General features: G+C 52.1%; 10 protein-coding genes. 7 read left to right on the top strand and 3 right to left on the bottom strand.

Annotated features, from left to right (window positions below; translation table 11 throughout):
* Positions 1-7: 7 nt before the first annotated feature.
* Positions 8-1,141, top strand: a complete 1,134-nt coding sequence (dapE, locus tag ACTG33_RS03950; RefSeq protein ID WP_439133914.1) for a succinyl-diaminopimelate desuccinylase — start codon at positions 8-10, stop codon at positions 1,139-1,141.
* An 80-nt stretch (positions 1,142-1,221) separates the two neighbouring features.
* Positions 1,222-2,142 (top strand): DMT family transporter, encoded by a 921-nt coding sequence (locus ACTG33_RS03945; RefSeq protein ID WP_439133886.1) that lies wholly within the window; start codon positions 1,222-1,224, stop codon positions 2,140-2,142.
* Here ACTG33_RS03945 and ACTG33_RS03940 read toward each other — a convergent pair.
* Positions 2,134-3,591: an NAD-dependent succinate-semialdehyde dehydrogenase gene (locus ACTG33_RS03940; RefSeq protein ID WP_439133885.1), complete on the bottom strand. Its 1,458-nt coding sequence runs from the start codon at positions 3,589-3,591 to the stop codon at positions 2,134-2,136. The genes ACTG33_RS03945 and ACTG33_RS03940 overlap by 9 nt on opposite strands.
* Before the next feature lie 39 nt (positions 3,592-3,630).
* Positions 3,631-4,983, bottom strand: a complete 1,353-nt coding sequence (locus tag ACTG33_RS03935) for an aminotransferase (RefSeq protein ID WP_439133884.1) — start codon at positions 4,981-4,983, stop codon at positions 3,631-3,633.
* Between the two features lie 218 nt (positions 4,984-5,201).
* Here ACTG33_RS03935 and ACTG33_RS03930 point away from each other — a divergent pair, with 218 nt between their 5' ends.
* From ACTG33_RS03930 to ACTG33_RS03915, 4 genes are all read left to right on the top strand, one after another.
* Positions 5,202-6,101, top strand: coding sequence for a LysR substrate-binding domain-containing protein (locus ACTG33_RS03930; RefSeq protein WP_439133883.1), 900 nt, complete (start codon positions 5,202-5,204; stop codon positions 6,099-6,101).
* A 62-nt stretch (positions 6,102-6,163) separates the two neighbouring features.
* Positions 6,164-6,589, top strand: coding sequence for a GNAT family N-acetyltransferase (locus tag ACTG33_RS03925; protein ID WP_439133882.1), 426 nt, complete (start codon positions 6,164-6,166; stop codon positions 6,587-6,589).
* 101 nt (positions 6,590-6,690) lie between these two features.
* Positions 6,691-7,869: a dipeptidase gene (locus ACTG33_RS03920; RefSeq protein ID WP_439133881.1), complete on the top strand. Its 1,179-nt coding sequence runs from the start codon at positions 6,691-6,693 to the stop codon at positions 7,867-7,869.
* 499 nt (positions 7,870-8,368) lie between these two features.
* Positions 8,369-8,869, top strand: coding sequence for a hypothetical protein (locus tag ACTG33_RS03915; RefSeq protein WP_439133880.1), 501 nt, complete (start codon positions 8,369-8,371; stop codon positions 8,867-8,869).
* Here ACTG33_RS03915 and ACTG33_RS03910 read toward each other — a convergent pair.
* On the bottom strand, positions 8,832-9,884 hold the full coding sequence (locus ACTG33_RS03910; protein WP_439133879.1) for an AraC family transcriptional regulator: 1,053 nt from the start codon (positions 9,882-9,884) through the stop codon (positions 8,832-8,834). The two genes, ACTG33_RS03915 and ACTG33_RS03910, sit on opposite strands and share 38 nt — an antisense overlap.
* A 417-nt stretch (positions 9,885-10,301) precedes the next feature.
* Between ACTG33_RS03910 and ACTG33_RS03905 the strand changes: the two genes are divergently transcribed.
* Positions 10,302-12,438, top strand: a 2,137-nt coding sequence (locus ACTG33_RS03905) for a TonB-dependent receptor (RefSeq protein WP_439133878.1), incomplete at its 3' end; no start/stop codon positions are given.

Below are 12,438 nucleotides of genomic sequence, written 5' to 3'. Positions count from 1 at the left end.
GACTGCCCTGACCCCCACCCTGGAATTAGCCCGTGAGCTGATTCGTCGCCCCTCCGTCACTCCTGAAGACGAAGGCTGCCAGCCCATGATGACCGACCGCCTGCGCGCTATCGGCTTTCATATTGAGAACCTGCGCTTTGGCGAAGTGGATAATTTTTGGGCTGTTCGTGGCACCGAAGGCCCCATTCTGGCCTTTGCCGGCCACACTGATGTGGTGCCCACCGGCCCTGAAGCGCAGTGGAAATACCCTCCGTTTGAAGGCGTGATTGAAGACGGCATGCTGCACGGTCGCGGTGCTGCCGACATGAAAGGCAGCCTGGCTGCGATGGTCGTCGCCTGCGAACGCTTCGTCGCCGAGCACCCCAATCACACCGGTCGCATCGCGTTTTTGATCACCAGTGACGAAGAAGGCCCTGCCCACAACGGCACCGTCAAAGTCATCGAATGGCTCGAAGAGCGCAATGAAAAAATTACCTGGTGTGTGGTGGGCGAACCGTCCAGCACCAACAAAACCGGTGACACCATCAAGAACGGTCGTCGCGGCTCACTGGGCTGCTGGCTGACCGTCAAAGGCACCCAAGGGCATGTGGCTTACCCATATTTGGCGGATAACCCGATCCACAAGTTTGCCCCGGCACTGGCCGAACTGGCCGCCGAACACTGGGACAACGGCAACGATTTCTTCCCTGCCACCAGCTTTCAGGTATCGAATATTAACTCCGGCACGGGTGCCACCAATGTGATTCCCGGTGAGGCAGAAGTGATTTTTAACTTCCGCTTTTCCACCGAAGTGACTGAAGAACAATTGCGCGAACGCACCGAAGCCATCCTCAACAAACACGGCGTTGACTACGATATCGACTGGCGCCTGAGCGGCCTACCCTTCCTTACCTCTGAGGGTCCATTGGTCGAAGCCGCGGTTGAAGCGATTCGTCACGTCGCCGGCTTTGAAACCGAACTGTCCACCGCGGGCGGCACCTCCGACGGTCGCTTTATTGCACCCACCGGTGCGCAAGTGGTTGAACTGGGTCCCGTCAACGCCACCATTCACAAACTGGATGAATGTGTCGACGCCGAAGAGCTCAACCTGTTAACCGACATCTACCAGGACATGCTGAACCGTTTGCTGCCAGACGCTTAAATTGTCTAAGCGGCCTACGGTCTAAGTTAGTCAAACTTGTACCGCCAGGTGAAATCCAAGCACACCGTCAGGAGCACACCGTGACGCAAAACACCCACCCACTCAAAGGGGTTGTCTTTGGTTTCGTCACGGTGCTGATCTGGGCGGCTTTCCCCATTTTCACCAAAATCGGTTATGAAGACGCCCTCACCGCCGTCGACGTGAGTATCCTGCGGTACGTCACAGCCGGTCTGGTGATGCTGCCCGTTTTATTGCATCGAGGCTTCAAAGGCATTCCACCGCTGGGGCTGCTGATCATGGTCTGCGGGGCCGGCATGCCCTACCTTATGAGCGTCAACATCGGACTACAACTTTCCAGCGCCGGACACTTTGCCCTCATCACTCCCAGCACCATGTTGCTTTGCTCAACACTGGGCGGATGCCTGCTGTTCAAAGAGACGTTCAGCCCTATGCGCTTGTTGGGGATCGTGATGGTGTTGTGTGGTTTGATACTGGTGGGCATCGACAGTTTTCACACAGAAGTGTCCAGTTGGCAGGGCGATGCGCTGTTTGTACTGGGTGGTTTTCTGTGGTCGTGCTACACGCTGTCGCTGCGCCAGTGGCAAGTCGAACCGCTGCACGCCACCGCAGTGGTGGGAACCCTATCGATGCTGCTCTGTGTGCCGCTGTACCTCCTCTTCAGCGACAGTCCGTTCTTGGGCGCAAGCCAACTGCTCACCGCCTCATGGCAAACCCTCGCCAGCCAAGCGGTCTATCAGGGCGTTTTCTCTTCTATCCTCGCCCTGGTCTTTTACAGTCAGGCCGTCAGTTTATTAGGACCCGGCAAAGGCGCACTCTTTGGCGCGATTGTACCGGGCGTCTCGCTACTGTTAGCTATTGGGATTTTGGGAGAGCCTGCAACCTTACTTCAGTATGCAGGCGTGGTGGTCATTTTCGCAGGTGTGATGGTGACGCTGGAGTTGTTTAAACTGACCCGAGGCCCCATCAATAAATCACTGTAGGCCACCCAAACACAAATACTTAATCTCTAAATAATCATCCATACCGTACTTGGAACCTTCACGACCACTGCCCGACTCCTTAACACCACCAAAGGGTGCCATCTCGTTGGAGACCATGCCTTCATTGATGCCGACAATGCCGTACTCCAACGCTTCACCGATCCGGAAAATCCGGCCCAGGTCTTTGGTATAGAAGTAGGACGCCAAGCCAAATTCGGTATCGTTCGCCATGGCAATAGCTTCCGCTTCGGATTCGAACTTAAACACTGGCGCTACAGGTCCAAAGATTTCTTCCTTGAACACACGCATGTCGGTGGTGGCCTGCGTCAAGATAGTCGGCTCGTAAAAATACGCACCCAGTTCAGACGGTTTGCCGCCAATGATCGGTTGTGCGCCTTTCTCAATGGCGTCATTGACTAATTCTTGCACATCATTGACGGCTTTGGTGGTGATCATGGGGCCGTGAGTCACACCCTCTTCTGTACCATTGCCCAGACTAAATTGAGAAACCGCGTGATGCAGTTTTTCTACAAAGGCATCGTAGACACCACTTTGCACCAACAGGCGATTGGTACAGACACAGGTCTGGCCGGAGTTGCGGTACTTGGAAGCCAGTGCGCCTTCCACCGCTGCATCCAGATCCGCATCGTCGAATACGATAAAGGGTGCGTTGCCGCCCAGTTCCATGGAGGTTTTCTTTACGGTAGACGCACACTGCGCCATCAGGATTTTGCCCACAGGAGTGGAGCCGGTAAACGTCAGCTTGCGCACGATCGGATTGGACGTCATCTCCCCCCCGATGGCGCGGGAGTCACGTCCCACTACCATATTGAAGACCCCGGCAGGAATACCCGCCTCTTCCGCCAGCACGCAAAGAGCCAAAGCGGATAACGGCGTTTCCGTCGCGGGCTTGCCCACAAAGGTACAACCGGCGGCCAGTGCCGGAGCCGCTTTGCGGGTAATCATCGCATTAGGGAAGTTCCATGGCGTGATGGACGCCACCACCCCCACCGGCTGCTTGATCACCATAATGCGTTTGTCGCCACTGGGCGCCGGAAGAATATCGCCATCAATGCGCTTGGCTTCTTCAGCAAACCATTCAATGTAGCTTGCACCGTAGGCAATTTCTCCACGAGACTCTGCCAGAGTTTTACCCTGTTCGGCGGTGAGAATTTTGGCGAGATCTTCCTGATTCGCCATAATCAGGTTAAACCATTGCCGCAGGATTTGGGCACGCTCTTTCGCGGGTTTTGCTGCCCAAGAAGGCATAGCCTTTTCGGCCGCCTCAATAGCGATTCGGGTTTCTGCCGCACCGCCAGCCGTAACACTGCCAACCACTTTTTGCGTGGCCGGATTCAGAACATCAATCAACTCGTCACCAGCAGTTAGCCACTGGCCATTCACATAGGAGGCAGCAGCCAATAATTCAGGGCGCTTTAAATTCAACATTGTTTTCTTTCCTTTACCACACTCGGCCTTTAATCAAATTCAGCCTTTAAGCAGGTTGTTTTTGTGTGCATGGGTCAGGGTTTCGTCCAACACTTTGCCCAACACGGAACAAATCTCATCAACATGCGCCTCATTAATAATCAGAGGAGGACACACCGCCAGACTGTTGCCCGCGACTGCACGCAAAATTAAACCATGCTCTTGGCGACGCCCAATGGCGAAAGCGCCCAAAGAGCCATCAGCAAAACTTTCACCCGTGGTTTTGTTGGCGACCATTTCCAGTGCTGCCACCATGCCCTTGCCGCGAACCTCCCCAATCAAAGGATGGTCGGCAAATTGCTGTAGCTTGTTCTGCATATACGCACCCAGTGTCGCCGCATGATCAAACAGTTTGTCGCGCTTGTAGATTTCCAACACTTTCAAAGCGGTTGCACAGGCCACCGGATGACCGGAATAGGTATAACCGTGTCCGAACGCCCCCACTTTGCCGCTCTGCTCCACAATGGCTTCCATCATGTCACCGCGAATCACTGATGCGCTGATGGGGTAATAGGCAGAAGACAACTGCTTGGCGAAACTCATCATGTCCGGCTTTTGAATGCCCATGGCGTTACAACCAAAGTCTTCACCCAGACGGCCAAAACCGGTGATCACTTCATCGGCCCAGAACAGAATGTCGTATTTATTCAGAATCGCCTGAACCTTATCGTAGTAACCTGCAGGCGGAACGATCACCCCACTGGCACCGGTTACAGGCTCCGCGATAAAGGCGGCGATGGTTTCCGGGCCTTCGCGCACAATCAGTGCTTCCAGGTTGGCGGTGATGCGATCAACAAATTGAGCCTCAGTCTCATCGCCCTGACGGCCGGTGTAGTAATGAGGGTGATCGGTACGCAGAATGCCCAAGGCTTCTTCCGGCGCATCGAAGTACTGCAGATTAACCGGCAGACTGGTCAGGGAACCCGCCGCTACCGTCACACCATGATAGGCGCGCTGACGGGTAATGATCTTGCGCTTTTCAGGCTTGCCGATGGCATTGAAGTAGTAACGCAGCAACTTGATGTGGGTATCGTTGGCATCGGAGCCGGAATTACCAAAAAACACCTGGGCATTGTCCATCGGCACCATCGCCGACAAGGTATCCGCCAGCTCCATACCCTGTGGATGAGTCTTTCCACCAAACATGTGGCTGTAAGAGAGGCGTGACAACTGCTCGTTGACTGTGGCCATCAGTTCGGGATGCGCATAGCCCAAAGAGGTACACCACAGACCGGCCATCCCCTCCAGATACTTCTTGCCCTGATTATCGTAAACGTAAGCGCCTTCGCCGCGTTCGATGATCAGTTGCTCTGTAGCATTCAGGTTGGTTTGGGGGTAAATCATATGCGTCATGGCTGTCGTCCTTCTGACAAAAGCGGTGGGTATAGGATCAATCAACAGTATGGCTTATCCCCGCATGGATGATTAACGCCACTGACTGATTGGAATAACCTCAGTGTAGCGGTCAAATAAATCACCACAATCGATATATTTTTACCATCATGGTGAGTTAATCTAACCAGAGTGAGCAAAAGAACCATTCCGAAGCCCTATTAAAAGCCCTATATAAAATGAAACTTGATCGTCGCAACCTCCCACTCAATGCCATGCGCGCCTTTGAAATGGCCGCGCGCCACTGTCATATGCGCCGCGCCGCAGAAGAACTGGGCGTTACCCATGGCGCCCTCAGTCGTCAGGTAAAGCAACTGGAAGAGCTATTGGGGGTTACTCTGTTCGATCGCAGCCATAACCGCCTGAGCCTGACCCACGCAGGCCAGCGCTTGCTGCAGTCAGTTCAACAGGCTCTCGACCTGCTGACCACCGGCGCGCTCTATCTCGATCCGGATTCCATCAATGGCGACCTGATTTTGGCAGCTACGCCCTCAGCGTCCTCAGCCTGGTTGCTGGACATCATTGGTGACTTTGCTCAACAGTATCCGGAGATCAACATCCAGCTGCGCAGCATTGCCCCTCGCATCAAGCAGATCGACAGCCAGGTCGATGTGGCCATATGCTACGGGGCTCCCGAAAGTAGCTCTCGCGACATCATTCCACTGTTCAGAGAACGCTATGTGCCTGTGTGCAACCCGAAACTCCTGACAGGTAACAATCCCATTCGACAGCCTCTCGATTTACTCGACTACCCGTTGCTGTGTGACAGGCACAACAACTGGCCCCGCTGGTTTGAAATCGCAGGCGCCAATGAACTCTCAGATTACAAGCAACTGATACTGGAAGAGTCTTTTCTGGTACTGGATGCGGTCAAAGCTGGCTACGGTATCGCCCTCGCCGACCGGGTGGAAATACATAGGGAACTGAACAACGGACAACTGATCACCCTGTTTGAAGATAGCCTGCCAGCAGTGGAAGAGTATTACCTCGCAAGTAATCGCAAGACCCAATCATTGCGTTCACAATTATTCACAGAGTTTTTACGCAAATCCATTCAACCCGTTCTGACCGCGGATTGAAGTGCTAAACTCTCATTTCCCATCAATGTTTAACTCATCAGCGTTTACCAATACAGGCTCTCATGAATATTGAATTGATAATCACCAGTTTTTCCACGCATCAGGAAGACCTCTACAAAGTTCGATATCAAGTGTTTGTAGTCGAACAGAATGTTCCCGCGGAGATGGAACTGGATGACCGTGACGAACACTGCTGTCACGCATTGATCACGTTAAACAGAGAGCCTGTCGCCACCGGACGCATTGACCTGGAGGATCACGGCCGCATTGGCCGTGTTGCCGTCATGCAGAACAGTCGACAATACGGTTGGGGTCGCAAAATTATGGAGGCACTGGAGGAGGAAGCTCGTCGAGCGGGATTAAAAAGTGTCTGGCTGCACGCCCAGGAAAGCGCTCTCGGATTTTATGAAAAGCTGGGATACCAGGTACACGGCGACGCATTCATGGAAGCCGGGATCCTGCACAAACCTATGGACAAGACTCTCTAGATGCTATCGCCAGAGATCGTCACAAACCATAAACCGGCTCGTTGATTTCAACTGCTTCGAACTCCAATAACAAAACACTAAAACACACAAAAGAGCTTATTATGCGACCTTCTCCCACCACCTTAGTTGTCGTGCCCGCTATTATTCTTCTGAGCATGGTGACGGCGTTCTTTTTGATCGCACCCGCTCAGATTGAAAACTCACTGAACCGGGTAACACAACATAAGCCCTACACCATTTCACAACACACACAGACCCTGCACGACAGCCTGATCATTGGTGACCTCCACGCCGATAGCACCCTGTGGAACAGAGACCTGCAGCAGCGTTCTGACCGCGGCCATGTGGATCTGCCACGCCTCCGCGAAGGCAATGTCGCACTGCAAATGTTCACCAGCGTCACCAAATCGCCCCGCGGCCAAAATTATACCCATAACGCCACCGACAGCAGTGACAACATCACACTGCTGGCCATCGCCCAGCTCTGGCCGATTCGCACATGGAATAATCTTACCGAACGCGCGCTGTATGAAGCTGAAAAAATTCAACACATCAGCCAAAGCGCACCGGATGAACTCAAGCTGATTCTGACGGCAAACGATCTTCAATCCGTCCTGGATCAGCGAAACAAAGGCAAGCAGGTGATTGGGGCACTACTGGGCACCGAAGGCTCGCACGCCCTCGAAGGCAAACTGGAAAACGTTCAGCGACTCTATAATGCGGGCTATCGCATGATGGGATTGCAGCATTTCTTTGATAATCATTTGGGCGGCTCCCTTCATGGAGAAAGCAATGCCGGCCTTACTCAATTCGGAGAAGACGCCATAGTAGAAATGGAGCGTCTCGGCATTATGATCGACATTGCGCACTCTTCTCCACAAGTGGTGGAAGATGTGCTAACGCTCTCCACTCAACCGCTGATTGTCAGTCACACAGGGTTTTACGGCCACTGCCCTAGCCCCCGCAACATCAGCGATACTCTTATGAAACGCATTGCCTCACAAGGCGGACTGATCGGTGTCGGATACTGGAAAGGCGCCGTGTGCGACGACATTCCAGAAAATATCGTCAAAGCCATTCGCTACGGCATTGACCTCGTCGGTGTCGATCATATAGCGCTGGGCTCAGACTTTGATGGCTCCGTCAGTACTCATTTCGACACATCAGAGCTGGCGATTCTCACGGATGAAATGCTCAAAGCAGGCTTTACCGAAGAAGAAATCCGTAAAGTCATGGGTGAGAATATGGTGCGCTTCCTGCTTCAGCAACTGCCTCAATAGACCAAACCAGTACACTCTTAACGTAGGGTTGAGATAGCAAGTCACGCTGCTGTCCTTAAATATCTTTGGCGCCGACGGCTACCACCTTGCAATAGAGAGCTGCTCACCTAAGCTATATGTACTTGGCAACTTACTATCATAAGTACTATGGATGATGGCCAAACCACTTTTAAATCTGACGCTGAGTGTCTTATACATGCTCAGCCTCTGCAGCTACGCCAACTCAACCATAAAAATTGCGGTTGACGATCCGCACGTACCCCCATTTACTGTACTCCATCACCGAACCATCTCTGCATACTTCCCGGCATTCTACAAACTGCCTTTGCTAATACTGACTATCGTCTGCAACTAACACCCATGCCGACATCCCGGGAACACATCGAACTGGCCGCAGGCAATATCGAAGGAGCCATTATTTTTACAACACCGACCCTGCCAGATTCTGTATTTCCGGATACCATTGAGATTTGCCCATCCCCCCATATTCAGTTTGACCGTGGGAATGTTTACCCGGGCAGATAAACTGAAAGATTTACCAATTGAGTCCATGCAGGAGATGTTGAATTATCGAATGGCAGGGGCGCGCCTGCCCGAATTTCAGCGCAATATTCTCGGGATGGACGTTTCACTGATCATGCGCACCAAAAACGTAACGCAAATGATGCGGGTACTTCTTGCCGGCAGAGTGGATTTCGCACTTTACGAAAATTACTCAACCCACTATCGAATAAATCAAAAAGGTTTGGAAAAGCAGATTCTGCACGTTAGAAATGTGTTCGACATCTATTACCATTTGGCGCTATCCAGGGAGGCCTTAAAAGCAAAACCGGAGCTAATCCAACTGTGCCAAGAACTAGAACAAATGAGACAACAGGGTGAAGTAGAGAAAATCCTTCAAAAATCTCTGGATTCTTTTGGTATTGAACCAAATGCTTTCGATGCACCGCAAACCAATCGGATTACACCTCACTCAACTCAGCTTCACCGTCATCCGTAGCCAGTAACCGGGCGCGAAAATCCTGTGGTGTACTGCCTGTCCAGCGCTTGAAAGCCCGGGTAAAATTGCTGCTACTGGAAAAACCCAAAAGAAAACTGATATCACCCACAGACAGTTCATCCTGAGTCATGTAGCGGAAAGCAAGTTCACGCCGAAAATCTTCCATTTGTTCACGGAAACTGGTGCCCTGCTCTTCCAGCTTGCGGTGAAAAGTTCGCTTGCTGGTGTGCAATTGTTTTACCACCTGATCCATGGTCGCCTTACCCTGTGGCAATAACAGTGTAAGCGCCTGATGCAATTGTCCAATTATATCGGGTTGTGCTTGTGACTGGGCCACATAATCTTCCAACAACCGCTCAGCCGCTTTGGAAACGTATTGGCTACCACCCGGAATAGGAGCGATCGCATCCTCCATCCGGATGTGAACTCGAATAGCGGGCTGGTTAAACACGACTTCGCAACCAAAAAATGATTCGTAGCGAGCCTTATCCGCAGGTACGGAACGGGTAAGCTCTACTTTCAGAGGGCTGTAATTTCTTTTATAGAGCGTTCGACGCAACGTGTGTAAAGAGGCACAAATCGCATCCTGCGAACTATCCGTGATAATACTCCGACCGCGGGCATCGTGATAAAAGTAGGTGGTTGAAATCAACACACCGTCCTGCTCAACGATTTCCATTTGACTGACATTCGCCACCAGATGCATATTGCGAATAAAGCACTCCAACTGCTCTTTGATCGTGCAGGCGCTCCACATCGCCACCCCCAGAGCGCTCAGCGTATTGGGGGTCATCAGGGCTCCAGCGGTTAAACCGAAATCCTCAGCACCGGTCTCGACCACCGCCTCATCCCATAAATCGTTCATGGTAATAATCGGAATACGTTGGGCAGGATCGCAGGCACGTTCAAAATCTATCCCGCGGGTCAGTAAAAAAGCCTGGCTGTCCACGCCATAGCTGTCCAGTGCAGCAGCAAACAACGTGAGCCAACTGCCAATTACTGTAGGTTCAGACATAGTTACATCTTATGTTTGGGCCATGACCACTCAGTCACAACTGTATGCACCGGAGAGAGACAAAATCTCGGAGGTATGACACCTCGAAATAGCCAATTATAGGTAATTACCCTATTCATTTAAAGCAACCTGACCTATACGGCCTACTCTCCCGAACGCCCCGCCCCAAAAAATATATTTTCCTTTAAAATCATAAGGTTAACTAAAAAAAAGGCAAAACTCTTTCTGGAAATGGATTCTTTACACAACAGAGGCAAAGCAAACATTGGCGCCAATTGATAAGCCGATTGGCCGGATAAGAATAACCTAACACACCCCCCGCCCCCTACCATAGCTTCCGTTTAAAGATAGCGTAGTACCACGATAAAAATTTATTAATAAAAACACCATAACCATAATGGATAGGAGAGACTACCGATGGCTCGCCCAAAAAAACTGAATCAAAAACCCCTTTCGCTGCAAATCAGCGCCGCAGTTCTGAGCGCAACAGCAGCATTCACCAGCTACTCAGCAATGGCTCAGGACGTCGCTCGTCCGGGCTCAAGCGCTTTGCTGGAAGAGATTGTCGTTACTGCCCGTAAGCGTGCAGAAAATTCCCAAGATACCCCTCTCGCCATCACCGCCTATGGCGCTGACCAGCTGGACGCACTGAAAGTTCGCGATCTGGGTAGCCTGGCTGTTGGCATGCCTAACGTTGCCATGGACGACGCCGGCACCACACGCGGTATCGCCAACTTCTCAATCCGTGGCTTGGGCATCAACAGCTCCATCCCGTCCATCGACCCAACTGTAGGCGTCTTTATCGATGGCGTTTATATGGGCACCAACGGCGGTGTTGTCTTGGATATGTTTGACCTGGAAAGCATTGAAGTGCTGCGCGGTCCACAAGGTATCCTGTTTGGCCGTAACGTAACCGGCGGTGCGGTTCTTGTTAACACCAAAACCCCGACTCAAGACTTTGAAGCCAGCGTGCGCGGCATCTACGAAGTTGGCGGCGAAGAAGCCAATAAATACCTGATGGGCAGCATCAGCGGCGGCTTGACCGACAACGTAGCTGCCAAGCTGAGTTTGTACACCAACCGCGATGACGGCTGGTTCAAAAACGAATACGACGGCGACGCCTTTGGCAAAACCGATACCTTTATGGTTCGCCCGGTAGTAAGCTGGGATATCAATGACACCACCAACCTGACTCTGCGCTATGAGTATCAGGAAAGTGAAGGTCAGGGCACCCCAAGTCAAAGTCACACCAACGGCCGCGGAGTGCCTAGTGCAAACTCCAACTACGACCGTAACTCTCACAAATTTGCCATCGATGAAGAGGGCCTGCTGGAAACCCGCAGCAACCTGTTCAGCGCCACCCTCAATAAAGACGTGGCCTTTGGTGACGGTACCATCACCAACATCTTCGGCTGGCGCGAGTTTAGCTCCTACTCCATCACCGACATCGATTCGTCATCAGCCTTCCTGTTTCACTCTATTGCGGACATGGAAGCCGAGCAATACAGTAACGAGCTGCGTTACACCGGTACTTTTGGCGAGAAATGGACATTGACCACCGGTCTTTACTATTTCAACAATGAAATCGCCTATGATGAACACCGCTTGCTCGGGGGTGGTGCCGTTCAACAGTATGGTGGCGGCGACTACGAAGTTACTTCTCTGGGCACTTTCGTTGCAGCCGACTACGCACTGACAGACCAATGGACCCTCACCGCAGGCGTTCGTTTCACCAAAGAGGAAAAAGAAGCTCAGGTGGCCAATCTAAGTGCAAATGTCGATATTGCAGGGGTTACTACTGGAAACCAATGCAACATTATTGATGGCACCTGTCAGTTTGATTTCGACGACGACGAGACCTGGAACAGCTGGTCACCCAAGCTGGGCTTCATGTACGAGCTGGAAATGGATGCCCGCATCTACGGTAGCTGGTCCCGTGGTTACCGCTCTGGCGGCTATAACCTGCGAAACACCTCGGAAGATACAAGCGTTACTCCTGGCCCGTTTGATGAAGAAACTGTCAACACCTACGAACTAGGCTACAAGATGAGCCTGGGTGACCGTGGCCGCTTAAATGCAGCCATCTTCTATACCGACATTCAGGACATGCAGCGTGAAATCAATATTCCCAGCGATACTAGCGGTGTAGAGCAACGAATCGATAATACCGCCGACGCCACTTTGATGGGGATCGAGATCGACGCTACCTACGGGCTGACAGACAACCTGATCCTGACAGCCTCTGTTGGCTACACCGACTCTGAATACGACGAAGTTATCTATGACCTGAACGGTGACGACCAGGTTGACAGCATCGATAAGTCTCTGGACATTCCACGTGCCGCTGAGCTGACCTACAGCATCGGCCTGTCCCACGACATGGACTTGGGTGACTGGGGTTACGCCTCCTCTCGCATCCAGTACGCCTACCGTGACGAATCTGCCTACACCGATGACAACTTCGGTTACATTGATGAGCAGGACATCCTGGACATAGGCATCGACATTCACACCAACGATGAAAAATGGGTTGTAGGTCTGTACGGTAAAAACC

The organism is Pseudomaricurvus sp., assembly GCF_965662505.1.
GTDB lineage: Bacteria > Pseudomonadota > Gammaproteobacteria > Pseudomonadales > Cellvibrionaceae > Pseudomaricurvus.
The sequence above is the reverse complement of the archived record's forward strand: the minus strand, read 5'-3'. Positions and strand labels throughout refer to the sequence as shown.

Coding starts and splice junctions, on each gene's coding strand:
- ACTG33_RS03940 (WP_439133885.1), bottom strand. CDS start 3,591: ATGTTGAATTTAAAGCGCCCTGAATTATTGGCTGCTGCCTCCTATGTG.
- ACTG33_RS03930 (WP_439133883.1), top strand. CDS start 5,202: ATGAAACTTGATCGTCGCAACCTCCCACTCAATGCCATGCGCGCCTTT.
- ACTG33_RS03935 (WP_439133884.1), bottom strand. CDS start 4,983: ATGACGCATATGATTTACCCCCAAACCAACCTGAATGCTACAGAGCAA.
- ACTG33_RS03910 (WP_439133879.1), bottom strand. CDS start 9,884: ATGTCTGAACCTACAGTAATTGGCAGTTGGCTCACGTTGTTTGCTGCT.
- ACTG33_RS03920 (WP_439133881.1), top strand. CDS start 6,691: ATGCGACCTTCTCCCACCACCTTAGTTGTCGTGCCCGCTATTATTCTT.
- ACTG33_RS03925 (WP_439133882.1), top strand. CDS start 6,164: ATGAATATTGAATTGATAATCACCAGTTTTTCCACGCATCAGGAAGAC.